This is a genomic window from Paenibacillus sp. VT-400, from assembly GCF_001029205.1.
GTDB lineage: Bacteria > Bacillota > Bacilli > Paenibacillales > Paenibacillaceae > Paenibacillus > Paenibacillus amylolyticus.
In genome coordinates, this window is record NZ_LELF01000067.1 from 2853500 (window position 1) to 2880472 (window position 26973).

At 46.2% G+C, this 26973-nt stretch carries 20 protein-coding genes; 4 read left to right on the forward strand and 16 right to left on the reverse strand.

The genetic code is table 11. The features are described 5' to 3' along the window. Positions 1–202 precede the first annotated feature (202 nt). The 7 genes from EL84_RS23150 to EL84_RS23180 form a co-directional block, all read right to left on the reverse strand. Entirely contained in the window at positions 203–481 is a 279-nt protein-coding gene (locus EL84_RS23150; RefSeq protein ID WP_047843283.1) for a hypothetical protein, read from the reverse strand. Next, positions 468–2300 (reverse strand): hypothetical protein, encoded by a 1833-nt coding sequence (locus EL84_RS23155; protein ID WP_047843284.1) that lies wholly within the window; start codon positions 2298–2300, stop codon positions 468–470. Before EL84_RS23155 ends, EL84_RS23150 begins: the two co-directional genes overlap by 14 nt. A 4-nt stretch (positions 2301–2304) precedes the next feature. After that, the gene (locus EL84_RS23160; protein ID WP_047843285.1) at positions 2305–5862 is read right to left on the reverse strand and encodes a DUF4132 domain-containing protein; all 3558 of its coding nucleotides are present in this window, start codon (positions 5860–5862) and stop codon (positions 2305–2307) included. Positions 5863–5881: 19 nt separating this feature from the next. Next, positions 5882–7105: a VWA domain-containing protein gene (locus EL84_RS23165; protein ID WP_235431586.1), complete on the reverse strand. Its 1224-nt coding sequence runs from the start codon at positions 7103–7105 to the stop codon at positions 5882–5884. After that, positions 7090–9558: a DUF5682 family protein gene (locus EL84_RS23170; protein ID WP_047843286.1), complete on the reverse strand. Its 2469-nt coding sequence runs from the start codon at positions 9556–9558 to the stop codon at positions 7090–7092. Before EL84_RS23170 ends, EL84_RS23165 begins: the two co-directional genes overlap by 16 nt. Further along, the gene (locus tag EL84_RS23175) at positions 9546–10646 is read right to left on the reverse strand and encodes an ATP-binding protein (protein ID WP_047843287.1); all 1101 of its coding nucleotides are present in this window, start codon (positions 10644–10646) and stop codon (positions 9546–9548) included. Before EL84_RS23175 ends, EL84_RS23170 begins: the two co-directional genes overlap by 13 nt. 421 nt (positions 10647–11067) lie before the next feature. After that, complete coding sequence (locus EL84_RS23180) at positions 11068–12045, reverse strand: aldo/keto reductase (RefSeq protein WP_047844366.1); 978 nt, start codon at positions 12043–12045, stop codon at positions 11068–11070. Positions 12046–12234: 189 nt separating this feature from the next. Here EL84_RS23180 and EL84_RS23185 point away from each other — a divergent pair, with 189 nt between their 5' ends. From EL84_RS23185 to EL84_RS23200, 4 genes are all read left to right on the forward strand, one after another. After that, entirely contained in the window at positions 12235–13434 is a 1200-nt protein-coding gene (locus tag EL84_RS23185) for a cytochrome P450 family protein (protein ID WP_047843288.1), read from the forward strand. A gap of 40 nt (positions 13435–13474) precedes the next feature. Continuing rightward, the gene (locus tag EL84_RS23190; RefSeq protein ID WP_047843289.1) at positions 13475–13816 is read left to right on the forward strand and encodes a ribosomal protein L7/L12; all 342 of its coding nucleotides are present in this window, start codon (positions 13475–13477) and stop codon (positions 13814–13816) included. 170 nt (positions 13817–13986) lie between these two features. After that, a complete protein-coding gene (locus EL84_RS23195; RefSeq protein WP_036613842.1) occupies positions 13987–14271 on the forward strand; it encodes an ArsR/SmtB family transcription factor in 285 nt (94 codons plus the stop codon). Between the two features lie 231 nt (positions 14272–14502). Then, positions 14503–15687 carry an MFS transporter gene (locus tag EL84_RS23200; RefSeq protein ID WP_047843290.1) on the forward strand — a complete coding sequence of 395 codons (1185 nt, stop codon included), beginning with the start codon at positions 14503–14505 and terminating at the stop codon, positions 15685–15687. A 108-nt stretch (positions 15688–15795) separates the two neighbouring features. On the opposite strand, the gene EL84_RS23205 is transcribed toward EL84_RS23200, so the two are convergent. The 9 genes from EL84_RS23205 to EL84_RS23245 form a co-directional block, all read right to left on the reverse strand. Then, entirely contained in the window at positions 15796–16551 is a 756-nt protein-coding gene (locus EL84_RS23205; protein ID WP_047843291.1) for an SDR family NAD(P)-dependent oxidoreductase, read from the reverse strand. Between the two features lie 323 nt (positions 16552–16874). Next, the gene (gene poxB, locus EL84_RS23210) at positions 16875–18602 is read right to left on the reverse strand and encodes a ubiquinone-dependent pyruvate dehydrogenase (protein ID WP_047843292.1); all 1728 of its coding nucleotides are present in this window, start codon (positions 18600–18602) and stop codon (positions 16875–16877) included. A 256-nt stretch (positions 18603–18858) separates the two neighbouring features. Next, positions 18859–19620 carry an SDR family NAD(P)-dependent oxidoreductase gene (locus EL84_RS23215; protein ID WP_047843293.1) on the reverse strand — a complete coding sequence of 254 codons (762 nt, stop codon included), beginning with the start codon at positions 19618–19620 and terminating at the stop codon, positions 18859–18861. Positions 19621–19771: 151 nt separating this feature from the next. After that, positions 19772–20077, reverse strand: coding sequence for a Dabb family protein (locus EL84_RS23220; protein WP_047843294.1), 306 nt, complete (start codon positions 20075–20077; stop codon positions 19772–19774). 403 nt (positions 20078–20480) lie between these two features. Next, positions 20481–20732 (reverse strand): type B 50S ribosomal protein L31, encoded by a 252-nt coding sequence (locus EL84_RS23225; protein WP_036613829.1) that lies wholly within the window; start codon positions 20730–20732, stop codon positions 20481–20483. A 144-nt stretch (positions 20733–20876) separates the two neighbouring features. Beyond that, positions 20877–21143: an HPr family phosphocarrier protein gene (locus EL84_RS23230; protein WP_047843295.1), complete on the reverse strand. Its 267-nt coding sequence runs from the start codon at positions 21141–21143 to the stop codon at positions 20877–20879. Positions 21144–21309: 166 nt separating this feature from the next. After that, positions 21310–22377, reverse strand: a complete 1068-nt coding sequence (locus EL84_RS23235; protein ID WP_047843296.1) for an NAD(P)-dependent alcohol dehydrogenase — start codon at positions 22375–22377, stop codon at positions 21310–21312. A gap of 110 nt (positions 22378–22487) precedes the next feature. Beyond that, positions 22488–24635 carry an alpha-glucuronidase family glycosyl hydrolase gene (locus EL84_RS23240; protein WP_053061583.1) on the reverse strand — a complete coding sequence of 716 codons (2148 nt, stop codon included), beginning with the start codon at positions 24633–24635 and terminating at the stop codon, positions 22488–22490. Next, complete coding sequence (locus tag EL84_RS23245; protein WP_047843297.1) at positions 24632–26821, reverse strand: glycoside hydrolase family 52 protein; 2190 nt, start codon at positions 26819–26821, stop codon at positions 24632–24634. The genes EL84_RS23240 and EL84_RS23245 overlap by 4 nt, the downstream gene beginning before the upstream one ends. Between the last annotated feature and the right edge of the window lie 152 nt (positions 26822–26973).

The following is a 26973-nucleotide window of genomic DNA, read 5'->3' on the forward strand; positions in this document are numbered from 1 at the left end:
ATGCTCATATGATCACGAGTGCTCGTGTTGATCCGTGCTTCCTACCTATATTCGTTTGGCAAATGACTTTTACTTACTCCACGATAAAAAAAGATTTGCAGTGGCCTTGTAGCCTTCTGCAAATCTTCTCATCTTCTATAATACATCTTATTTACTACATCATATCGCTCTCATTGGCCTTCGCTTCGATTACTACCCAATATCACGCCTCTTCTTGTACACTGAGCTGTACATATTGGGTAAGACGACAATACTGAGATAACAGCAACTCTTCATCCCCTTGTCCAAGAGCCACGCTACGTCCTTCCTTAATGACGTGATTCAACAATTCATGAAGGAAACTCTTCTGCAACTGTAAGGATTCCACTGAGAGCTGCTCAAGTACCTCAATATCTCGGATCGTAAACTGAGATAACCCGCGCAGCAGCAACTCTTCTGACCAGCCGTTAATTTTCTGCATGAACTGATTATATTCTTCCAAGTCTGCCCATCCTCCCATTACCGATATCCAGTTTCAGACTGAGCACCGTTTGACCCTTCAGGAAACTGATTGGGCTAATCCGTTTTGGTTCCACACGCACAAAGGCATAGAAATGTTCAAGTGATTGGGAACCATATCCTGACTCCAGTCTTTGGATCATCGCCTGCCAGTCAGATGAATACGGGAGAGTGAGTGCCAGTCTTTCCCCTTCGGTATTCTCAACCGTCAGGACAAGATCCTGCGTTTGTTTGACAAAGTTATGGTCCACGATTCGAGAAACTTTGATCACAGCCAGTCGTTCTTTGGGAGCAGCAAACAAGTCGAATGATCGCGATTCCTCTTGAAGTACAGACGTTACGTCTTGCATGGTTTTGCCCAGATTCAACGTTTCCACACCCGTTCGTGTCAAAATCGCAAGTTTGGCACCTTCCCCTGAAGAGATCCGGCGTTCTTCATTCACTTTAACTGAATGGAATTGAACTTCTTCACCCACAAACTGGCGAAAGGTCAGATTAGGCAGCCATGGTGTGAATGCACCATAATGCTCTGTATATGAGAACTGCTGATCATCATAATATACAGCACGTACATCGCTATAGGTGTAGATTTCCTCATCATCGAAACAATAGAAATAATAAGTGATTCCACGGAAACCGGATCGTGTCTCCCAAGCGTCAGCTCCCAGTCCATACAGGTGAAGTGAAGGAACCGTAAAGTATTTACTTCGAAAATTGCCAATGAGCTGACTCTGCTGAATGACAGACACCTTTTCTTCTTCAAGAACCTGGAGTGCAAGATATAGCTTGCTTACCCGATCCAACATGGATTGCATGGAGAAACGTATATGTCTGTTGAAAAACAACTGTAGTTCTCCTTGAATCCCTCGTAAACTGCGTTCTATGTCAGGCAGGTTGCCACTATGAGCAGCGATTGCCAAGGTCTCCAGTTGTGCCATATAGGACTGAGGAAGGCGGGCCAGTCCCGTCTTCAACAATCCTGCCAGCATAACCCGACATTCCTGCACCGTCTGAAGAGAGAACTTGGCTTCGTACACCCGTCCACTTAATGCATCCCTATCATCTAGGCCTTTTAGGTTCCGGTACCGTAACAAAGCTTCAAGCTTGGCCATTTTCCCGGCTGTCTGCTGCACCTTACATAGTGCTTTTGCAAGGTTCGCTTCCTCAGTAAAAGACACCTCGATATTCTGGGTGGTCAGATGAACCGTAAGAAGTGAATCTTCAAAGATCTTAATTTCCTCTGGGTATCTCAGTCGGAAAACAACTTCCTCAATCATGGAAGAACTATACGATTTAATTAACACGGGAAGGTCAGACTCCGTCATCCAGCGGAAGCGAGACTCGATCTCACGTGACACCGTATGCGGAATTTCGCTTGGATCGTCCACATTTGATACTAAGTTTGATGCTGATTCTGTTACTGATACGTTTTTTGGTACGTCCAACGGATCATTGTCCGATATCCCTGAGTCCTTATCCAGCGCATGCTTCTCGTCTGCATTCATTGAATCCTCTGCCGTATATTCCCGTTGATCATACAGAATTGCAATAAGCACATGCTTGCAGATATGATCGGCCGGGCAGGAGCATTCCCAATGATCCAGCGTATTTTCAAGCGTACATTGTGTCCCGTCACTGAGCTGACAACTCACAGATGATGCATTCCATGTGTACGTTACACTTACACCATTGTCCAACTCTTTCAAAGACCTTTTGTACAACCCCTTGTTGGCATACCGAATCAGATAATCCTCCGTGCACAGCTTCGAAAAAATCCGGAATTTTTCCTTGAATCCATTCACGTCATCAACGCCCCGTTGCTCTCAGAATGTCGTAGATCGTTTCACTGAACACGCGACCTGGAACGTTGCCTAGAGCAATGGGTTTGTTGTCACCATAGTAATAATATTGCTTGTTATTCGGTTTGAAGAAATGAAGGGATTCCAGGGTAATGTCATCCAATCCCTCGTAATACGTGATGCTCGTACCGCTGAATTGCAATTCTGCAACAAGATCTCCGTACTCTTTATAAAATTCATGATACCAGCCGCCGTCCTGTGCCGGTCCTTTGATCCAACCGTATTTCTCCAGTGCTTTGGGGAAAGCCGTTGGTGAGAAATCAGACTCAGGCAGACGATCGTATTCACTCTTTGTCTTGTCCTCATCTTCAGGCTGGTGAATCTCACGATTCAGTTGCTCAAATGGCTGCTTGATCTCGTAATCCTCCAACTGCGTTGTCCAACCTTCAAGCGTCGCCTGATCCAGTTCCAGCGGGTGTATAAGTCCCACTTGCGCACCCGAAGGCAGATCAACCTCATCTTCATCCACAGAATTGAAGGTGCCGTCCTCCATATAACGGAAGGTGCTCATCAGAGCGCCATCCTCATACGTTCCCCAGATCAGACCAACAGCAAATTTTTGCATGATTACATTTTGTACAAACAATGCTTTCCACTCATCGGCAGACCACAGACGTTGCTTGGACAATGACTCTTCCAGACGCTGCGCCTGAATGTTAACCATGGATTTGAGATCTTTTTTCAGCTGTGTGAAACGTGCCTTGGACTGCGCTGCCAATTCAGGATCATCTTTCTGTGCAGGAGCAGGCAGACTCTTCACGGATTTGCCCGTTTCTTCATTTAAGACAACGACTTGTAAGTCTCCATTGACCTTAACCAGGAAGGAACGCTCTCCGTAACTCAGCTGCATGGTTCCTTTTTCATCAAAACCAAGTGTGGTGACCAGCCGATCCTCCAGTTGTTCCGAGGTAAGTCCCATATTATCGGCTGCAAGTTGCAACGCTTCTTCTGCTGCACCTTTCACCTGACGGTTCTTCACGCCACGTTTGATCTTGTCAATCGCCATAAGAGCAGATGGATCTTTCAGATAAGCGAGCACTTTCACAGCATCTGCTGCAATCGCGCCGCGGCTGTTTTCTGTCCATTCCTTAATTTGCGGAGCTAAAATATTTACAATCTGAATATCGCCAAAGAGTGCTGATACATACATCACCCATTTCTCTTTTGCAGGAGCACCTTCCTGAATCCAGACCTGGAGCAGTTCACTTGCAAAACGAGCGAGCGATGCCTCACTTACGTAATCTCGTAATTCATTCAACCGTTCATTAGGACCGGATGTATGATCCAATGATTGGACCAAAGCATACTGTTTAATCCGGTCATCTAAAGGCTGATTGTCTTCAATACGTATCAGTGAAGGGAGATCTTTCAAGGACAACCAGCTCAGTCTCGACAACTTTTTGGCATCCGCCTGATCAGCGAGTGCAGCATGGGCATACTCTGGACTTAGATCTGCGGTATCCAGCAGAATTTGGATCAAGCTCTTCCAATCGTCGGACTTCTCTTTCTTCAAAAGCTCACCATACAGCTCCTTGCTATTTTCCAAACTGCGGATCGCGGTCAAAGCCATCTCTTTGATTCCCACTTTTTTCTCCGAGAGGTAGACGAGCGTATACAAGTCCTGATCAGGAATTCGGTTGAATTCCGCTAACGCCACGCCGTTGGCCTTTTTGGAAGAATCCTGCAGTCCGGCACGAATCGCTTCAGCCAATATTTTCTTCGATAACTCATCACGCTGTTCAAAGGTAATCTCCAGAATTAAAATGCGTGTATCTGTTGGCAGTTTCTTGTACTGTGTCAGTGCATAGTCCAGATTCTGCTGAATGATTCGGCGGTATTCGTCATGCGGCATCGATTTGTATCTGTAGTCGGTCATGCCATTAAGTGAGATCAGGCTGGTTAGCAATTTCTCACGTTGCACCTCAGGGTCTTGCCCGTAACGTTGAAGCAGCTGCTCTCCACTAAACGCGTATGAATTGTACATGTCCGAGATAATATCCAGTGTCCAATCGGGATGAGTGGTCAGGATTGCGAACCTGCGCATCGCCTCCGAATCCAAGGGCAGAAAACTAATACTAATGAGGTTGTGAACACGCTTTTTATCCCGATTCAGTTGATTAAACAACCCACGACTATTTGGGTCCTCCCAATATTCCTCCAGGGTGTTTTCCCCACTTAAGTATCTTGCAATCGCAAGTCCTTGACGTCCCCCGTCCAAAGGATGCCGAAGAGCGTTAAATACCGCTTGCTCCAGTGACCCCTCCGCATTAGGCAATGTCAATCCTTGATCCTCCATGAATTTCTGAATGCAGAGTTTGAGGAATGGCGGTTTGATAATCTCGTATGCTCGAATCGCTTGTTCAGGACGATTCGCGATCGCGGATTGTAACATGTTCCAAGATACCGTGTACGAATTAAGCTCGTCCCGCAACATTTCAACCAACTGATAAGGTTCATCCAGAGGCACAAGTCCAGCAAGCAGATCATTTGGACTCTTGGATCTAGGGTCCATACTCAGCAAGTAACGGCGAACTTCAAGTGGATAAATCTCATGTAATTGATGTACTGTGTGAAGCAAAACATGCCCAATCTCACTATTTGTATCAAGGAACCGTTGTTTACCTCCACTAATGTTAATCAGGTACAACAAGGCACCACTCACAAGTACCATAGTTTGATGGAATACTGTGTGTGAACATTGCTCTTTTGAAGAGAAAGACGTATTGGGATACAGTTCAGCTATGAGCTGACTACGCTTCTCCTTGAGGAATTCATCCTTCAATTCTTGGGAAGATCCGTTATGTTTCCCTTGAATATTACTGACCACTACAGGTTCAATCAACGTATGTAGCTCGTCCCGCAACTTATCTGCATCATTAGCCATCACATGTTGAAACAACACTGGTAACGATTGAACAGAAGATTGAACCTCTGCAAGATGAGAAGCCGTGTCACTGAGTCTTGAATATAATTGCAGCAGCATTAAAGCATTAATTACATCCCGGTAATCCCCTTGACTGTCCGCTTTTTTGGAATCAAAAAGCCACTGGGCACGCTTTAATTTACTCTTTAATTCAGTCAGAATTTCGTTCTCGCCTGCAAACTGTTTGATCTTCTCCAACCGGGACAACAATCCATCCATACGATCAGCGCTTTTGCTCTTCCCGCTTAATCCGTAAGCTTCGGAGTCATTTCCCATACAGACAGTAAAGGCATCCGTTCTCCATGAATTTCTTTTGGAATAATTGGATTCCAGATATATCACAATAGCCCCGGCACGGTAAAAGATATCTCCATCGTCTTTTTTGGCAAGCTTCATGAGCAGATCAATCGTTTGATACACATAATGACTCGAATTTCCCATCATATCCGGGAACTTGTCTGTCGTTCCCAAGACGTAATCGATAATTTCGGAGCTTCGATCTGTTTTTAATGAATACTCGTTTGAACAGGTTACTGCGAATTTCTCCACCAAAGTTTCAACTGCGCGGTCTGCGGTAAGCATTACACATTCCTCCTTGAATTTAAGTGATGATCTCGCCAATCCAATCCGCGAGTTCGTTAGGCGTAATTGCTGCTACATGTGCCCCCATATTGGTTAATGTCTGTGCGGCATGTTTGTTATAGACTGAATCCCCGTTAAAATCGAGCGCGGTGAGAACCAGCAATTTACATCCTGCATCGATGATATCTTTACAGGCTTTGTACATCTGCGCAATCGGGTAACCTTCCTCCAGATCACTAACCAGAATAAAGATGGTTTTGCCCGGATTATCGATTAACGTCTCGCCATAACGCAGCGCTTTGGTAATATGTGTGCCCCCGCCGAGCTGTACATTCATGAGCACGTCTACGGGGTCTTCCAGCCTGTCGCTCAGATCAACAACCTGCGTATCAAATATGAATAATTGGGTGCGCAACGCATTCAAACGGTAGAAGATGCTGGCCATCACCGAACTGTAGATGACTGAATCCAGCATACTGCCACTTTCGTCCACACCAATGATGATGTTCCACTTGTTATGGGGCTGGATATTCCCATCGAAATACAGACGATCAATCACAAACCTGCGCTTGTTTTTATCGTAATTTTTCAAATTCTTGGTGATGGTTCGCTTGAAATTCAGATTGCGTAAGGATCGTACTGAACTGGAGGTATAGCGACTGCGCTTGCCCATGATACTGGCTCGGGTCTGCGATTCCAGCTTGCTGCGGAGCTCTTCAACCACAGTTCGCACGATATCCTTGGCGCTCTTTAATACCTCACCTTTCATCCGTCCTTTGAACTGCATAATATTCTTGAGCAGATTCATGTTGGGTTCAAGGGATTCAAGCAGCTTTTTGTCCGTTAACAATTCTGTCAGCCCGTAACGATCAAGCGCCTGTTTTTCCAAAATTTCTACCGTTGGTTTGGGGAATAGATCCCTGACCTTGTGCAGCCATTTTGGTACAGTCAGGTTAGACACACCGCGTCCTCCCTCTTTTCGGTAACCTTGTTCTTCACCGTATTCACGGTTATACAGATACCCCAGAATCTCATCGATTTCCGTATATTGAAATTCAGCCGAAGTGTATTGGTCTGTATTACACAACCCTTCTTCCGCCGATTCACCGAGAATCAGACGCCATCGATTTAAGGTTTCAGCAGAATGTTGATCCCCTCGTTTGCTTCCATCCGGATTGGAACTTTCATTGATTTCTCCGGTTTCGTCCGTTGTCCGATTCGCTTCATTCATATTAGCTTCCATGCGGCAAACTCCTTTCGAAGCGCTTCATCCCACGTCTTGGACTGAATCAGCATCTGTTCATCGACCGCAGGCCTCAACATCTCCTCTGGTTCAACCTGATGCAGACTCGCCACCCGCTCCGCAATCAAGCCCGTCTCCATTGGTGTAAAGTAGGTGAATGCCAACCGCAATTCCGGTACCATACTGATGAAGTCGTCGTATGACAGCTGTTCAATCAGATAATTCAACTCAGACAAGAGCTGATCTTCATATAAAAAAGCGTCACGCGCTACAGTGAATACTCCCTGCAAAAAAAGTGCCGTTTGACGGGTCTGATCCGGTGTACCATGGATATACCCGCGAGCACGATCAACAATCTCATCCCTGGGCCTGTCACCGAGCCCTGAGGAAATAGCCACACACACACCCTCCAGCTGAGCCGGAAGCTGGTGATCAGACAGAAGCTCATTCAGGTGAATTCGGAATGTCTCATCCTGAAAATTCTCCTCTGATGACTCCGCGAGCATGGCTAGCAGCTTCAATCCCTGAATAATAGCTTCATGTTCATCCGGATTGGCTCTGGAGAGCTGTAACAACTTGTCTACGGCATTCCTATAAGCTTCGGATACCAGGTCAGGGAGATGTTGCTCGTCAGATAATCCCAGCAACCTGCGGTGTTGATGAATTCGGTTCAAGACATGCAGACTGTTACATAAGGATAGAAAATTCCCGTCCGTTCTCAGCGCTGAACGGACCTGTTCATAAAGTTTCATCGCAGTGTCCTGAAGTCCCATGAGCAGCGCTTGAAGCATGAGTCGGGCAAGTTCACCGCTATGATGATCCGGTACTTCCTGCATCTGTTCTTCCATTTTGCGTGTAGCGGCCCCGGCAAGTGTTCCACCATAGAGAGAGTTCTCTATCAATCTGGCTTCAATGCGAGATGAGTACATATAAACCCAGGTTTCGCGAACAAGATTCATATCACGCTCTGCGATCCAGTCCGGCCCCGATTGCCGTTTCGCGAATTCCGGAACCAGATAGGTGATGCATTGAATCAATTGGCTTATCTGACGATGCTCCGGTTTCGCATACAGATCCAGCACTTTCTTGTGTTGACCTGTTGTACGAATCTGCAGTTTGTACTCTGTACAACGAGCCTTGAAGTCCTCCACGATGGGAATACTGAATGAATTGGGAGCCACGCTTCCAATGACGTCTCCTGTCAATAACTGCTGCAGCTCTTGCAGCGGTTTATCAGTCGCCAAGGTAAGCTCACCCTTCACAAAGGAAGAGAGTGCTGCATCCATCAACTCATAGACGCCGCCTTCCCTTTTACCACGAAGCCCGGCAAGACCTTGAATCATACTGTATGCCTCAATTGCATCACTCGTTGATACATGCTCGTGTCCATCCCGTAATTGGCGCATCAGCCGAGATAACAAGTCCAGAGCCGTTAGATTATACGGTGTACTCTTTTTGCGAAGCAGCTGGTTCCAGATCTGATCGTAATAATTTACATAAGGCATGCCGCTCGCATATCCATTGAGCCGATCCGCCTCAGCAAAGGTATAGACCATCGGGTACATTTGTTGGTGAACCGTATCTGGATTAACCTCACTTTGTTGAGACGTTCCTGGTTTACCTTGTCCATCCAAACGTTGGTCTGTATGTCGTTTATTCATTTCTGGCTGTTCCAATTCCGATTCATGTTTCTCTGACATCAACAGTCCATACGTATGAAACCCACCGGTAATGACAAGCACACGGTCATGCTCCTGCACCGCTTGTTGAATATGTTGTTTCATATGTGCTTCTCTTGCCAGATCACCTGAAGACTGTAATCGTTCCGTGGAATAGCACATTCGGGATAAAGTACAATACGTGAATACATCCTGCACGAATGCCCGAGTGGATTTTTCCAGACCACCAATTTCAAACACCTTTTCCCACAATTCATCAAAACTGCGACAGTTTGTTTTTTGGCATAATCGGTTAATGAAATCAGACCCCGCAAGCAAGGTTTCGTCCTGAATGGAGATCTCCTTTTGTTCTGTCTGGTCAGATTTGGATGCACGAGTGGAGAAGTGTTGATAGTCCAAATCAATAAACTTCGCCGGAATGTCCAGCCGTTTTGCTTCTTTCAAAGCTACATATTCAGGCGAATACCGAAGCATCGGATAATAGCAGGCTTCTCTCTCCAATTCACTCTCATAGGTATAGTACAGACTGACAGGAGGTATCGTTGCCTCATCACTCAGCACCGAAATTAATGGATTACCGCTCTCCGGTCCTTCGATCAGAATGATATCCGGCTTGTACTCCCCGATTAATCGTAACAAGTGATACGAACATGCAGGGCTGTGGTGTCTAATAGGATAATAGACCGTATGATTACTCAGGTTATATACCTGGGACTCGAACAAGGATTGTAACTGCTCAACATCAGGGTCCAGAACTGCTGTTAACCGATCCATTTTCTCTCCTCATAATAGTCCTTCCACATTCCCTCTTCTCTGGAACGCTCTTTTACGACCTTGGAGAAGTAGGTTTTGAGAATGGACAGATCCTTGTCGTTTTCCTTCGCAATGGTGCCCAGCATGTTCTGCACCAACCGATCCAGTGCAATAGCTTTATCTTCGTAATAATAGGAAGTCATCGCACTCTGGACATAGACAGACACTGCTTCCGCCGTACTCATGGATGCTTGAGGGGTATCGAGCTTGTATCCTTCCCGTGTCATGCCGGTGCGTAGTTCCATAAATGTTGTAGCCAGCAATTCAACCACATCCGGGTTAATTTCAATATCAATTCCACTATGTAACAACAGGCTTCGTGCCTGGGATTCAATGATTTTGGCTTCCATCTTTACGTTATGAATGGGCTTGATCGTTTCAAAATTGAACCGACGTTTCAATGCACCACTCATTTCGTTAACACCTTTATCCCGAATATTGGCTGTAGCAATAACGTTAAATCCCGGTTGGGCAAACAATACACCACCATCCAGTTCAGGAATGCTCATGACCTTGTCACTGAGAATACTGATCAGACTATCCTGCGCTTCCGCGGGACAACGTGTAATCTCTTCAAAACGGGTAAGAATGCCTTTCTTCATGCCGTTATATAACGGTGATGGCACAAGTGCAGCTTCCGAAGGGCCTTTATCAAGCAACATGGCGTAATTCCAGGAATACTTGATCATATCTTCTGTCGTGCCTGCTGTACCTTGAATCGTGTTCAGACTGGTACCGGAAATCGCAGCAGTTAACAGTTCGCTAAGCATAGTCTTGGCTGTTCCGGGTTCTCCCACGAGCATTAATCCTCGATTGCCTGCAAGAGTAACCACTGCACGTTCAATTAACACGTCATTGCCATAGAATTTGCGGGTAATCGTGACTTCTTCTCCATTCAATAATGCAGGCTTATCCCTGCCAATAATAAAATCGCGCACATAGGCGGGAGATAACAGCCAGTTCGGGGGACGTTTCCCCAGATCTTCCTCTCGCAGCGCACGTAATTCAACCTCGTATAATGTCTCGGCGGGTGGTTTAAGCATCTCCATCGTCAAGGTGTCTCCTCTCACGTAAACAGATCGTATGTTCTTATTCCTATCATTTTATCACAGCACTCCAGCAACTACCCGGTAAAACGTTAAAAATGGTTGAAACGTCCTTCTTATCAGCACTTCTTCTAAGTCCATGGACATAGCCTCTAGCGCAAATATGAAGGTGAAATATCCTTACAGCCGTGCCAACACACTGGTTTCGGATCCGAATCAGCATGCTTATTACCCATTTAAAAGCATTGTAGGCCATATGACCTTAGGAATCATTACACTTTCGATCGTGTGTTTCAACCAAATGAAGCCCATTATTACAAAGAAGACACAGGCCATCAGCAGCCTGTGTCTTCTTATATGTTCATATTTCACCCAATATCTATGAATTTTGATCGAAACTAACCAATCTCTCAGAAGACTCTACTTACATTCTACGCCCACACGAAGCCGAATACAGCTCGTACCACTCATAACGGGTAAGTTCAATATTCGTTGCATCACGACAGGCCAGAATACGTTCTGGTCGAATCGAACCAATGACAGGTTGAATCCCTGCTGGATGCTTCATTAACCAAGCCAATACGATGGATTCCGGTGTAACTCCACGCTCCTTAGCCATTCGATCAACCAGTTGAGCCGTATGCTCAATCTCCGCGCGCTGTCCCTCAACTACCCTGCCAGTAAATCGCCCTTGAGCAAGTGGACCCCAAGCTTGCAGTTGAATATGCTCTGCCTGACAATATTCCATCGTGCCATAGGGAAACACGTTGTCTCTGGCTTGAGGACGATTTACCGTCACACCAGCTTCTACGAATCCAATTTTGTCTAAACTCATCTCTAACTGGTTCACAATCAGAGGTACTTTACTATGAAGCTGAAGAAGACGAATCTGTTCAGAACCCATGTTGGACACACCAAAATGGCGCACTTTACCGGAATGATGCAGCTCAGCCAGTGCTTCTCCAATCTCTTGCGGATGGGCAAGTGGGTCAGGACGATGTAACAGCAAAATATCCAGATATCCGATTCCGAGCCGTTCCAGGATACCGTCCACACTCGCCAGGATATGTGCACCTGAGGTGTCATAACGCTGTGGCCCTTCATCATCACCCACAAGACGTATACCACACTTCGACTGTATAATGATCTGTTCACGCAAACCGGGAGTTTCGGATAAAACTCGTCCCAAGACATGCTCTGCCTTACCACGTGTGTAAATATCCGCCAGGTCAAAGTGATTAATGCCGATTTCAATAGCTGCTTCTACCGCTCGATGACCTTCTACGACAAGATCTGAAGTAATGGGGAACCCATCCCATTCACCCCCAAACCGCATACAGCCAAGAACCATTCGACTTGCCGGAATCTGGTGATGATGCAAAGGAAGTTGTGCGTAAGACATGTCAGCGTTCACCTCATTTTCATTTTTACCAAGCATAATAACCGATTCTCTCTACCATGTCTTCTTCCATCTTCCTCTATTTTCCTGCTCTATCATCCATATGAAGAAAAAACAAGGTTTCAAAAGCTTGTGTATTGAATATATAGAGGGTGCAGGTATTATGCAGGAATATGAGAGGAGATTTTGCATTTGAACCCAAATGAACCCAAAGAGTCCTCAAAGCCAGCGTTTTTTACCAAAGAATTCACACACAACCCTTACCCGGTATATGAAATGTTAAGAAAAGAGGAGCCTGTTTTCAGACTCATGTTTCCTCACGGGGAATTCGGCTGGATTATTACGCGATACGAGGATGCAGTCCAGATCCTGAAAGATCCTCGCTTCAGCAAAGATATGGTCCGACGTTACGGAGCTGATAATCAAAGCATCTTCTCCAATAATATGTTGTTCTCCGATCCACCGGATCATAAACGTCTTCGGGGACTTGTGCAGAAAGCATTCACACCCAAACTGGTCGCAGACATGCGGAGCCATATTCAGGACATTGCTGATGAACTGCTGGACAACCTCCCGTCACAGGAAAAAATGAATCTGATCGATGACTTTGCCTTCCCGCTGCCCATCATTGTCATTAGTGAAATTCTGGGAGTCCCTCTTGAGGATCGTGACAAATTCCGCATCTGGTCCAATACGATAATTGATGCTTCCATAGCCGAGAGCGCCGAGCTGTTTGAGCAGCATGCCAGGGAGTTTACGGATTACCTGACGGCCTGGTTTACAAAAGTTCGCCGAGATCCCGGCACTGATCTGATCAGCCAGCTCGTCATTGCGGAAGAATCCGGGCAGCAATTAACTGAACAAGAACTGCTTGGCGTTGTCTCCTTATTAATTATTGCCGGTCATGAAACAACCGTGAATCTGATCGGAAATGGGATTCTCGCCCTGCTGGAGCATCCGGAGCAACGCGAACTGCTCATCAACCAGCCCGAGCTTATTCACAATGCCATTGAAGAGATGCTTCGCTATAACGGACCGGTGGAGTTCAGCACATCCCGCTGGGCTCTGGAAGATATTGAATACCGTGGACAACGTATCGCTCAAGGTGATCTTGTCATTGTTGCGCTTGATTCCGCCAACCGGGACGAACAGCAGTTTAAGGATGCTGATATTTTCGATATCACACGCGAGAAGAGTTCGCATCTGGCTTTTGGCAAGGGCATTCATCTCTGCTTGGGAGCACCGCTTGCTCGTCTGGAAGGTGAGATTGCAGTCAGCACACTTCTGAATCGTTTTCCAAATATACAGCTTCAGGCAGATGTGAATGAACTGGAATGGAGACCTGGTATGAATGTTCGTGGTGTCAAGGAAATCCCGGTTCAACTAAAATAATGGCTAAATATGAATAAATGAAAGTGAGGCACATGACATCATGGAAATGAACACCTTGGTATGGATCGTTTTGCTGCTTCTGATCTTTGTGTTACTGGTCAGAGTCACCAGCCTGCAACGCCAATTAAATGAATTGAAAAGAGATGTCGAGCGTCTGGAGAACGGTTCAACCGGCAGCGTCCGATCCGACTTCAATTACACCTTGTCGCCGAAAGAAGCACTTCCTTCCCACACAATCCAACCAGCCCAAACGGATCTGGATCAGGAACTGCTTACACTTATACAACAAGGGAAAAAAATTATGGCGATCAAACGACTGCGTGAAGCCCGAGGTCTTTCGTTGAAGGAAGCCAAAGACTATGTTGATTCTCTGGATCGGTAATATACAACTCACATAACTCTCGGGAGAAGTTACTCCAGACTTTCGGCTGTTAACACAGACGCATTAGAAAGTGTGGAATCTTCGTCCGAGAGTTTACTTTTCAAACAACATATGCTACTGTATTTCTATATTACTAGAAATAAGAAATAAAGACGAAAGGACAGATCATTATGCAATCAAACTCAAATGAGATTGAACAAGTCGTCAAAATTCATAAAGCGCTGGGCGAACAAACACGCTACAAAATCATTCAGATTTTATCGGGCGAAAGCAACCTGTGTCCTGCCGATCTGGAGAGCCGCCTTGTTACGGTTGCCCTATCGACTCTGTCTCATCACCTGAAACAGCTGTCCGATTGTGGTCTGCTCACATCGCAGAAGAAAGGTACGTATATCTACTACAGCCTAAACACGGAGACCGCACAAAAGTTTGTTCCCTATCTGCTAAATAAATAAAAAATTTGATTTATATTTCTATATAATTAGAAATATTGAAACAACGCACAATATTTATTAGTAAAACCAGGTCACCTAAGTTTACGCTTATTCCAATATTCATTATCTAGGTTGTAACATTACCATTCGCGCAGATGGGTTGCATTCAGAGCATTCATGTCTTGTTCTATCGTCTTTATTTCTATATTTCTAAAAATATAATAATTATAATTAGAAAGAGGTTATGTTTCCATGTCTTCTACGCTCAAAATCTATGTTCTTGCCTTGGTCAGTTTCCTTGTAGGAACGTCCGAATATGTCATTGCCGGCATTTTGGATCGTATTGCAGATACGATGAACATCTCTTTAATCGCTGCCGGACAGCTCATTACGATTTTTTCGCTCGTATACGCGCTAGGTACACCTGTCATTATTGCACTGACTTCGCGCTGGGACCGTCGCAAGCTGTTGCTATACTTCCTCGGTCTATTCGTTGTGGCTAATGTTCTTGCCTACCTGTTGCCGGGTTATGGACTGTTCGTGGCAGCACGAGTGTTGATGGCTTTGGGCGCAGGTGTTGTTGTTGTCACGGCATTAACGGTCGCTTCCCAAATAGCAGCGGAGGGCAAACAAGCTAGTGCAATCGCCACAGTAATCACTGGATTTACGGCTTCTTTGATCGTTGGCGTTCCGCTCGGAAGGCTTGTAGCTGCATCTTGGGATTGGAAGCTTGTTTTTGCCGGTATCGCTGTTCTTGGCGTTCTCGCCATGCTGGTAATTGCGGCCGCCATTCCGCCTTCCAAAGCAGAAGCGCCTGTTCCGCTGAAGAAACAACTGTCTTTGCTCAAACAGCCACGCATTGTACTGGCACTGCTGGTGACATTTTTCTGGTTAGGTGGTTATTCCATTGCCTACACGTACATTTCACCTTACCTTGTATCCGTTTCAGGAATGAGCGAAGCACTACTCAGTTCAGCTTTACTCGCATTTGGCATAGCAAGTCTGATCGGTTCAAAAGTTGGAGGGTTCAGTGCTGACCGATGGGGTGTAAAACGAACGCTGATCACAGGCATGACATTACATATCGTAAGTCTGGTCCTGTTGAATATAACGGCAAGCTCTCATCTCGCTGTCTTCCTTGTTCTGATTTTGTGGTCTTTTGCCGCGTGGTCCTCAGGACCAACTCAGCAATATAACCTGGTCACCATGGCTCCGGAATCCTCTGGCATCATGCTTAGTCTGAACAGTTCGGTGATGCAATTAGCCATGGCTGCCGGCGCAGGTATTGGCGGAATCGCGGTCAGCAGCGTTTCATTATCATCCATTACCTGGATTGGCGCTGTCGGGGTTGCTGTTGCCGTCATCATCGTTATAAGCTCGTATCGTTCAGCACCTGTCAAAAGTACACAAGCCAATACATCGCACAACGTTGCATGATATGAATTTGTAGTACAAAAAACAAACCAAAAAGAGAGGCACTGTACGTATACAGTGGCCTCTCTTTAACCATTTTAACGGCTATTCTATTACCGATAAGCAGAACTCTTATTGAGCCGTAACTGCACCATCGATCGGATATACTGCACCATTGATATACGGTGCTTCATCTCCAAGCAGGAAAGAAACCAGGTTTGCGATCTCTTCTGGTCTGCCCAGACGTCCGGATGGAATGCTATCAACGGTTACCTTGAATACTTCAGGGTTGTCTTTACCGAACTGAATGACCATCGGCGTCTCAATTGTACCTGGGGCAATCGCATTTACACGAATGTTGTCCTTGCCATATTCAATCGCAGCTGTGCGGGTCAAGCCCACTACGCCATGTTTGGTTGCTGCGTATGGTGCAACTGCGGGTACACCAACAATACCGGCTGTGGAGGCCGTGTTCAGAATGGAACCTCCACCTGTTTTGAGCATTTCAGTAATTACATACTTCAACCCGTAGAATACACTTCTCAGGTTAATATCAATAATCTGGTCAAACTGCTCAATCGTATGTTCAATCAGCTTAATACCAGGACCTGCAATACCTGCATTATTAAAGAACATGTCGATTCGTCCGAACTCTTCGACTGCTTTTTTCACATAATTCTCAACTTCAGGTGCTTTACTCACATCTGCTTGTACAAAAATAGCTTTGCTTCCCAGCTTCTCAATCTGCTTAACCGTTTCAAGACCTGTCTCTTCGACAAGATCCACAACAACAATGGATGCACCCTTCTCAGCCAGCTTCAACGCTGCTGCTTGGCCCAATCCACTTCCTGCTCCAGTAATAATGGCTACTTTTCCTGCGTGACTCATGTTGATCTCCTCCATGTGTGTGTGTCATCTTGTGATTGGATCGATGAATACGATATGAAACGTACTTACATGCAATGATGCAATATGTAGGTCAAAAATGGCATAAAACCTTCCTGACTTTACCTATTCTAATAGACTTTCGACATAAAAACAAATCATATAATATGTATTCATACTATATGACCTGTCACTTTTTCAGCATTTTAATTGAAGGAGCACACAACTATTACGTCTTGTTGCATGCTCCTCTTTTACATATACAATACTTTTTAAGTCGGTATCTCTATAACTTCAAACGGTGCATATCCGCTTATCAAAACACTTTAACGCAGCAAATTCGTTTTTGCCAATTCAATAATTTCGTCACCGCGTCCATTGAGCACGGCTTTCATCATCCATAAGGTGAATCCTTCCGCCTGTTTGATATCAATCTTCGGAGGTAAGGACAATTCCTGACGATTCACCACCACGTCAATCAGCACAGGACCATCATGATGAAGGGCACGCTGCACAGCTCCTTCCAGTTCATCCGGATCCTCAACCCGAATACCTTCCATGCCCATGGCTTGAGCAACCATCGCAAAGTTGGGATTGACAAGCTCTGTTCCAGATTCCAGGAATCCGGCAGCTTTCATCTCCAACTCAACAAAACCGAGTGCTCCATTATTAAACACCACAACTTTGATCGGCAGATTATGCTGTTTCAATGTCAACAGATCACCCATCAGCATCGTAATACCACCATCACCCGACAAAGAGATGACTTGTCTGCCCGGATCAGCGACCTGAGCGCCAATGGCCTGTGGCAAAGCGTTTGCCATCGTACCATGACTGAATGAACCGAGCAGTCTGCGATTACGAGACATCTCGATATAACGGGCCGCCCATACTGTCGGAGTACCGACATCACAGGTGAAGATGGCATTTTCAGCTGCGACATCACTAATGACCTTGGTCAGGTACTGCGGGTGGATGGGCTTTTTACCCGGTTTTCCAACGGCCAGCTCGTCCAGATCTTTGCGTACTTTCACATAACGATCCACACTTTTACGCAGATGTTTGTCACTGTGTTCCTCTGTCAGATAAGGAAGCAAAGCTTCAATGGTCGCTTTTACATCCCCACATACGCCGTAATCCAGCTTCGTGCGCCGACCCAAATGGGAAGATTGAATGTCGACCTGAAGGACTTTCGCATCTTCGGGATAGAATTGACGATATGGGAAATCCGTTCCGAGCATCAATAGTACATCACAGTCCATCATGGCATGATAACCGGATGAATACCCAATTAGACCCGTAAGACCCACGGAATAGGGGTTGTCATACTCCAAATATTCCTTCCCTCTTAACGCAATAACCATGGGGGATTTCAATCGATCACAGAGCTGCATGAGGGGTTCCCGAGCGCCTGCGCAGCCTGCTCCGCACAACAACGTAATTTTTTTGCCTTGATTCAGATATTCCGCCAGTTTCACGAGTTCAGGCTCAGAAGGATGTACCACTGGATTGGTCGCATGATACACGTGCTCAGGCACAGGCAGATCCGCTGCTTCAAGTCCTGCTACATCGCCCGGCAATACAACGACGGACACACCTGAACGTGCAACTGCTGTCTGAATGGCCATCGTCAGAGAACGCGGCATCTGTTTTGCTGTTGTAATGACTTCACAATAATCACTACATTCCTGAAACAGATACTCCGGATGGGTCGCCTGAAAATATTCACTGCCAATCTCGTCACTTGGGATATGTGCAGCGATAGCGAGTACAGGAACACGATTGCGGTGACAATCGTACAGACCATTGATCAGATGCATATTACCAGGACCACTACTACCTGCGCAGACAGCGATACTTCCACTGACCTGAGCGTCCGCCCCAGCAGCAAATGCAGCTACTTCTTCATGACGTACATGAATCCATTCGATCTTGCCCGAACGACGGATGGAGTCGAGTACCGCATTCAAGGAGTCTCCAACAATGCCATATATGCGTTTGATGCCAGCGTTCAATAAGGATTCAACCAGAACGTCCGCGACTGTTTTTTTCATAATAGGTGAGTCTCCTTTAATTGCTCATTTTGATTATGTTTCCACTCGGTTAATATACCTATTCTTATACCCCAATCTTTCGAAAACCGAACCAACTCAATATGTATGTCTGGATATATGAAACAAAACCGGCTCCTTAAACCTTTATTCCAGTTATAGCAAAATGCCAAAAAATCCGTTTGTCGAATGACAAACGGATTACGGTTAAACTAGGTTTATTGTTATTCCATCTGGATTTCCGAATCCAAATCAGACATTAGATAGCAGGCATCACATTGCCACCACTAACCGGGATATAGGCACCCGTGATAAATGAGGACAGGTCCGAAGCGAGAAAAGCTACCGCATTGGCGATTTCCTGATCTTCACCCCTGCGTTTCAGCGGCACGGTACGTGTATATGCCTCATCATGTCCAGGCTCACTGGACCGATCACGTTCGCTAATTGTCCATCCAGGTGCAACCTGGTTTACGGTAATCTGATACTCACCAACCTCCTTGGCAAGTACGCGATATACGCCATCCATTCCACGCTTACCAGCCGTGTAAGCCGATTGGTGAGCGAAGTTTTGCATCGCACATTCTGTATTGATACCAATGAACCGACCGGCTCCGATATCTTGCATATGTGGAATGAAAGCTTTGGCCAGATACACACTTTGCATGACACAGGATTCAAATTGGCTCAAGTAATCTTCAGGAGACTGTTCCAACACCGTTGTCCATTCATATTGAATGACCGCATTGGCAACAACGATATCCACTCCGCCGAGGACAGACTGAATCTCATCACGCATCCGAAATGCTGTATCCTGCTTTGTAATATCTCCCTGTACAATAACAGCCTGACGACCGAGTGCTTCAATCTCACCTTGAAGCTCCCGAGCCTTGGTATCATTATTTATGTAATGTAGAGCCAGATTGGCGCCACAGGCTGCCAACGTGCGGGCGATGACTCTCCCCAGCTGTCCGGTTGCTCCTGTAACCAGAGCCGTTTTTCCTGAGAGATCCAATTGCATAACAGCGAAAACCTCCTTGAATTCATTTGATCGAAAACGATTTCGAAAATATGTTACTTTTATTCATTAATTACGCGTTATTCAGAGAGATATACAGCATTGTTCAATGCTGTATATGGTAGTTCAACTTTTTTCCTATATGTGGAGACTATTAATTATGATGTTGAATAAGATCAATTTCCTGGAAGCGACTGACTTCCTTTTCCCAACGCTCTTCTACATATTGACGGTGAACCGGGTGATTGTTGTATGCATCATACGCAGCCTGATCTGCAAAGACCATAGAGAAACTGTAGTCAAACTCATTCTTCTCACTTACCTGTTTCAGAACCTGAAATTGCTCTACGCCAGGAATGATAGCCAGTGCATCCGAACTTTCCTTCAAAAAGGCTTCGGCCTCCAGTGTATCTTTACCCGCGTAAAGTGTAAACGTTACCATATGTGTGATGCTGCTCATCTCTATATCCTCCTCCAATATGTTCGTACTCGTTTCCTAGTGTACATCCGAATGTGTTGTAAGCGCAATAATTGGTTGAATTAATTTTTATGAAATGGATATTTCTATATAAATTGAACTAAGGAATATTTACACTGGTCACTTCGATGACAGAACAACCTTCCGATCGCTGTTATCCCCAGATTTTTTTGATTCCTTTTATAAAGGTTAAATCCGGGGATAAAGGCGAACGCTCCGCTTCTTCAGGTTCTTTCTGTCCTCTCCGTTTTGTGTAAATGTTTATCTCAATTTATATAGTTACAAATATTAATTTCAAGTAAAATTCACTAGCCTTTACCCTGAATATGTACACAAAAAAACCTCAGGACAAATCCCGAGGTTTTTTTGTAATGTATGGACAAACTTATTTGGTGATGTTGTATTTACGGTTAAATTTATCAACACGGCCACCGATATCCACGTTTCTTTGTTTACCAGTGAAGAATGGGTGGGATGCGGAGCTAGTGTCCACACGGATTACTGGGTAAGAGTTACCGTCTTCCCATTCCATAGTTTCGTTAGAGAACTTCGTGGAAGAACTCAGGAATTTGAAATCAGCACTTGCATCGTAAAAAATTACGAGTTGTGTCTTTGGATGGATGTCAACTTTTGGCATAATCTATTTACACTCCTTTAATATGGGTACTTCTTTAGAATCAAACTACATTTTATTATACTCTTTTTTTGGACAAAGTACCAGCAGGTTTTGAGGAATAGCTAAAAAAAATATGATATCTGTGATTTTGCACCTAATCAGGTGTCAAGCCGTCCCTTTCTCCAGTACATTCAACATGTACTCCAAAGCCTCCAGTTCATCCCTGCCTCTTGTCTGTAATCTGACAACACTACCATATCGAATGGGTAGTAACGCCATTCCAAGCAGGCTTTTGACATCTACACGATGCTCATGCTCAGACTGCATATACGACAAAATAATATCCGAGGAAAAACGCGACGCTTGAGAAGATACCGACATCAGATCATCCCGATGAAAATCAGCGTGTATCATAAATTCATGTACTCTCACAACCTTCAGTTCCTTTCGCTAAGTACTTATTCACCAATATGGTGTGTATCCATTTATATATTAAAATCTTCATGAATTATACCATGTTATGGGAGCTTGACCCATACTTTTTTTGCAAAAAAAACAAAAAAAGAGTCCTATACCGCAGGACTCTTCCAGGTTGTTCTTACATACCGTTCGGATATACCATGACCTTCAGACTGCCGCTTTTATTGTGTAATGCACGCTCCATCGCTTGCTGTGTCTCTTCGAGTGAATAACGATCTGTAATCAGGGACATCACGTCATGCTGGCCGGAGCTCAGGAACTCAATTCCTGCCGGATACGTATTGGCATAACGGAATATGCCATAGATATCAACTTCATTGTCCGCAATAAATGGAACATTGAGTGCGATCTCATCCTGTGCAGGCAGGCCCACAATCGCAAGTTTGCCTCCACGTCGAAGTGAATACAGAGCAGATTGTAGTGCCTTCGGATTCCCCGCTGTTTCCCATGCGGTATCAACACCCACACCACCTGTTAACTCGCGAATCACAGCCAGCGCATCTTCATTCCGCACATTAATGGTATGAGTGGCACCCATGCGACGAGCTGCTTCCAGCCTAACTTCCTCCAGATCCGTTACAATGATCTTCTCTACACCGAAAGATTTGGCAGCAGCCACAGCCATGAGTCCAACGGGACCCATACCCATAATCGCCAGGGTTGTACCCGGAGCCAACTTGCTGCGGCGTGCAGCGTGAATACCAACAGAGAATGGCTCGTTCATAGCTGCTTCCTCATAAGACAGATGATCCGGGATCGGGAATACCATATCTTCACGTATCACCATGTACTGTACAAATGCCCCATCCACCGGAGGGGTCGCTAGAAATTGTACATCCGGACACAGGTTATAACGACCTTCCTTGCATGCCGAGCAACGTCCGCAAGTCACCCCAGGCTCAATAGCAACCCGATCCCCTGTTTTCAGACGGGATACGTTCGAGCCGACAGCAGCAATGATCCCTGCACACTCATGACCCAGAATGATCGGTTTCTCCACCACAAATCTGCCAATGCGTCCATGTTCAAAATAATGCACATCCGAGCCACATACCCCGACAGCCATCACCTGGATTAACACCTCATCCGCTGACGGTTGCGGGACGGGTTGTTTCTTAATAATAATGTGTCCTGGCTCTGTCATGATAGCAGCTTTCATGGTCTCGGGCAGTTGATGTTGTCCCATACGGTTCTCCTCCTCATGTATGTCCATGCTGTCTATTGTACATCAAAGAAAACAAGGTATCTTCTTACTTCCTTCCTAATTACCAAGTTCATCTGCATCCGCAATTCCACTCAATAGATAGTTCGACCTTGTTCATCCGCAATGCCGCTCTTGCGATAGAAGTACGTATTGATCATGTCCCGCCATTCCTTGGCATGTTCGGCCTGGTTGTCCTGTAATGAAGCAACTTTACTGAAAATAACCGGGTCGATTTTCCCCTCCAGCCCTCTCCATGTCTCGGCTAACGCCTCTGCCTGCACAACACCTTCAAAGTGTGTATCATAAATATGCTGAATGACCGTTTTACCCGAATGCAGAACATGGGTGTACGGCACGTGATGGAAAAATAAGATCAGCTCATCCGGACAGGTGTCTACGGACTCATAACGATCAGCATTCTCAGGGTGATACTGTGAAGTGTATCCTGTGCCACTGTTCACGGTGCGATCTACACCGATGCCATGACAATCGGCAAAGTGATACGTTCCCCATTTGGAATACTCGTATCCATCTACATTCGGCCCGTAATGATGTTCCGGATTAACCATCCAACCCACACCGAGAGGCGCAGTATAATTCTCATAGATATCTAATGAAGTCAAAAGCATGCCCGTAACCTGCCGCACAACTTCGTCTTCATGTCCAAATGTGAGTCTCACCCACTCATCAGCAATCTCTTCCGAGGACAGCTCCGGGTTCCACGCCAGTCTTCCGTATCCATATAGATTCGCCTGCGCGAGGGGATGTCCTGTCCAACAGGCATCTGCACCAATATTGGATACTGCGGCGAATCCACTGTATGGCCGTTTATACAGAGAACCGTCCGCAATTCGCTTGATCTCTGAACCTTCGCCTTTAGCGTATGTGTCAAAGTCCAATACTTCTTTCCACTGGGGAACCAGATAACAGAGATGACGTTGTTGCCCGGTATACTCCTGTGTAATCTGAAATTCAATCACCTGATTTGTATTTTCCATGGCCCCGAACAGCGGGGATACCGCCTCTCTTACCTGAAAGTCCATCGGCCCGTTTTTGATCTGCAAAATTACATTTTCGGCAAAACGCCCGTCCAGCGGCGTAAAGTGGTCATAGGCTGCACGTGCACGGTCAGTGGAACGATCCCGCCAGTCCTGCTTGCAGTTATAGACGAAGCAACGCCAGATGACCAATCCACCGAATGGCCGAAGGGCTTCAGCCAACATGTTCGCACCATCGGCATGATCACGGTTATACGTGAACGGTCCAGGACGATTCTCGGAGTCTGCCTTGATCAGGTAACCGCCAAAATCCGGAATCGCTGCGTACACCTTTGCCGTTTGAATGTTCCACCATTCCCGTACCTGCGCATCCAGCGGGTCAGCCGTACGCAATCCGCCAATCTCAATTGGACTCGCGTAGTTGGCGCTCAGGAACAATCGAACACCATACGCTCTGAATTCTGCGGCAACCTTCGCCACATCACTAAGATAACGTTCCGTCAGAAACAGGCTCTCACGGCGGTGTACATTGACGTTGTTGATCGATATGGCATTGATTCCCGTGGAAGCGAGTAAACGTGCGTAATCCCGGATGCGTACCAAGTCCAGCGTAAATTCCCCGTTATCATAGAAAATGGAGTCTCCTGCGTAACCACGCTCAATGCTGCCGTCCACGTTATCCCACTGATTAATCATTCGTAGCGCATTGGTTGGCTGCTCTGTAATACAGCTCCACTTATTCACAGCGTCATCGGGCTCATGTGCACTTCCTTGATCCATTGTCAGTTCTCGCAGCAGATGGAATGCACCATACAGCACACCTTGGGGGGTCTCTGATCCAATGACCAGTACACCTTCGCTCTTGTTCTCACGAATGATGTACCCTTCCCCTTGAACAGTTGAACGCTCTGTCTCACTGAACGACCCAGCCACCAAATCGCTCCCTGTCCAAGTGCCGATTCGTATTGCGGGAGCGGAAGCGTGATTGTCCCGTTCACTTTCCTGAGCATCAGACAGATGACTGACCGACGGTTTCACGCCATATAACCTCTCCAGTCCCCGTGAAAGTTCGGTCAGAGCTGTTGTAATTACTCCATGGTTCTCTTCCACCAATATCAGCTTGCTCCACGCAGGAGCCGTCTTTTGGGCAAGTCCATTCGCTCTTGGCAATTCAGAGTGATACCCCAGCCACGCATCGTACTGTGGACCCGACAAAGCAGATTGAACGACGGATTGGCTCATTGTACCGCCTCCTTGCTGGCATAGATCTGCCCAAGGTGATTCCCTTTTCCTTCGAGTAGCCATAGAATCGACGTTACACCACGCGGATAGTACTTGCTGCCAACCGCCACACCAGACAGGATCTGATCACTCCAGCACCAGTAGGATTCCTCCGGATGCAGCAGCCAGTTGACATGAGCCGCGTCTGCAGCCTTGCCTGTCTCATTCCATTCCACACCCAGCAGCTCTCTAGCGATAAACTGGGACAAATAGATTTTGCTCAGCCACGAGTTATTGCTTGTTGAGGACAGTTTCCAGCCTCCATCTTCGAACAGACATGTTCCCGGTACAAGAACCGTCTTCAGATGAGTTTGGAGTGCTTTCAGATAAGGTCCAAAACGACCATTGACATCCAGTGCTGCTTCACAGCCTGTAAAGTACGGGAACACCAAACCTTCAATCGCCGGAATGATTCGAGAATCATTATTTTCTGCAATAACAGCTGGAATGTAGCCGCCATCAGTCAACTGTGCAGCAATACTGGCAGCGCAGCGATCCGCTTGAAGCCCTGCTTGATGGGACAGATCGGCCAACTTCTCAGTAGCGAACAGCTTCTCCAATGCAACATAGACCGCCCAACATTTACCCGCCAGATAGATATTATTTCGAGACTGACCAAGTGACACATCCAGGCTGTCGTAAGTTGTAATCTCCGCTCCACCTTGGGTACGGCTGCTATCCAGACCCATTAGACCGTTACGCTGCTCAGCGTCGGGATGGTCCCGATTAAGCATGCTTTCGAAGCAATCCTGGATAACAGGCAACATGTTTTTCACAAAAGCTTGATCCTGTGTCTGTTCAATGTATACTGTCGCGCAGCAGAGCCAGTTCACCAGTTCCTCGTGGCTCATCTGTGAGAAACAGTCGTCAATGCCAACCAGCTCATATGCCGAGTGTCCAGGGCGTGAGAACACATTGGCAACACCAATATCATGTGTAAAGGTAATTCCGCCCGGATATAACTTCTCTTCCCCCGGGAAACGAACCTGATCCGTATAACTGTATCGTTTCACAAACCACTCCAGCTCATTACGCACCGTCCATGGATTCAAGGCAAGCTCGAAGTACAACTGATCAGCCGTCAGATCAAGTGTGTTCATCATCCGATACTCCCCTTCGTTCACCACCCAGAGTGGCTCACCATCGGCATCCAGCAGTTGAGTACTGGCATAATAGCTGTGAATGGAATGAGCAAGCATGAATGATTGATCTTCGGTCAAAGCAGCCGATCCAAGGCGCTGTTCAACCTCTCCACAGGATGCAGTCAACTCACTGAAGCGTTGAAGTGCATACTCTCCTGCTGCCTGAATATCGGAGAAGTACCGCGTATACCAATACGTTGTGTCCATTCCTGTCGTCACAATGCCCCCGCGATAGAAACATACTGCGAATTGATACGTACGTTTCTCTCCAGCCGGAACCTCCATCAGTAGTGCAGCTGTTGAACCAAGTCCAAATGCCAGATTCTCCCGATGTTTCTCCTGCAACAGTTTCTCCAGCGTAAATCCGCGTGCGGGCCACAGTCCGTCATCTGCTGACATAATCGCTGTAAGTCGACCTTGTCCCACACCTGTGATGGAGCCACCTTCCGGTCCCCCAATCAGACGCATCGCAGAGTACGGATCATTGCCCTGATAGCCAAAGTAGGCTTTGCGGGATTGTTGACCTTCCGTATTGTCAATTGTCATCTCAACCAATACGGCAGGTACGAGTGCATCCATTAATTCTTCACGATCCCCATTCGTTGGATCAGGTACTGGACGTACAGGCGAGTAGATACGGAACGTCAGATCTCCAGCAGTCCACGTATCCGTACCTGAGGTAAATTCACGTGTAATATCTTCATCGCGAAAAGCCGTAATAAGAGGTTGTGGAGCTTTGGTCGCGTTTGTCGACGCCGGGTCCCCATTCTCCAGCTTCTCTACATCATAGCGGCTGCTCTCATCCTCGGAAGCTTCATAAAAAGGAAGCGCCTGATAATTGTCGCCATCGCGAGATTGTAATCCAATATATACATTCTGGTCAGCCGGCTTGCCGAGTTCAAGACCCAGCCCGCCTTTGGCTCCTTTGTAACCCAGTGTAAAACTCGCAAAAGCACCAATCGGTGCATGATGTGCATTATAAAAGATGGATTTGAATGTGCTCATGAATCATAACCCCTCTCAGAATGGTATGCATGCGTTTTCATTAGCCCCATCCTAACACGTGGTTCCACCTCCGACCATGATCAAATCAATCGGATATTTACCCAAATCAAGCTGATAGACTATAATGGATTAAAGCGGTTACACAAAAACAT

Bases quoted from the DNA above. Each gene is read 5' to 3' on its own strand.
- EL84_RS23205 (WP_047843291.1), bottom strand. From the start codon at position 16,551: ATGAGTCACGCAGGAAAAGTAGCCATTATTACTGGAGCAGGAAGTGGA.
- EL84_RS23245 (WP_047843297.1), bottom strand. From the start codon at position 26,821: ATGAGCACATTCAAATCCATCTTTTATAATGCACATCATGCACCGATT.
- poxB (WP_047843292.1), bottom strand. From the start codon at position 18,602: ATGAAAAAAACAGTCGCGGACGTTCTGGTTGAATCCTTATTGAACGCT.
- EL84_RS23195 (WP_036613842.1), top strand. From the start codon at position 13,987: ATGCAATCAAACTCAAATGAGATTGAACAAGTCGTCAAAATTCATAAA.
- EL84_RS23165 (WP_235431586.1), bottom strand. From the start codon at position 7,105: ATGGAAGCTAATATGAATGAAGCGAATCGGACAACGGACGAAACCGGA.
- EL84_RS23240 (WP_053061583.1), bottom strand. From the start codon at position 24,635: ATGAGCCAATCCGTCGTTCAATCTGCTTTGTCGGGTCCACAGTACGAT.
- EL84_RS23180 (WP_047844366.1), bottom strand. From the start codon at position 12,045: ATGTCTTACGCACAACTTCCTTTGCATCATCACCAGATTCCGGCAAGT.
- EL84_RS23190 (WP_047843289.1), top strand. From the start codon at position 13,475: ATGGAAATGAACACCTTGGTATGGATCGTTTTGCTGCTTCTGATCTTT.
- EL84_RS23215 (WP_047843293.1), bottom strand. From the start codon at position 19,620: ATGCAATTGGATCTCTCAGGAAAAACGGCTCTGGTTACAGGAGCAACC.
- EL84_RS23220 (WP_047843294.1), bottom strand. From the start codon at position 20,077: ATGAGCAGCATCACACATATGGTAACGTTTACACTTTACGCGGGTAAA.
- EL84_RS23200 (WP_047843290.1), top strand. From the start codon at position 14,503: ATGTCTTCTACGCTCAAAATCTATGTTCTTGCCTTGGTCAGTTTCCTT.
- EL84_RS23175 (WP_047843287.1), bottom strand. From the start codon at position 10,646: ATGGAGATGCTTAAACCACCCGCCGAGACATTATACGAGGTTGAATTA.
- EL84_RS23225 (WP_036613829.1), bottom strand. From the start codon at position 20,732: ATGCCAAAAGTTGACATCCATCCAAAGACACAACTCGTAATTTTTTAC.
- EL84_RS23160 (WP_047843285.1), bottom strand. From the start codon at position 5,862: ATGCTTACCGCAGACCGCGCAGTTGAAACTTTGGTGGAGAAATTCGCA.
- EL84_RS23235 (WP_047843296.1), bottom strand. From the start codon at position 22,377: ATGGGACAACATCAACTGCCCGAGACCATGAAAGCTGCTATCATGACA.
- EL84_RS23170 (WP_047843286.1), bottom strand. From the start codon at position 9,558: ATGGATCGGTTAACAGCAGTTCTGGACCCTGATGTTGAGCAGTTACAA.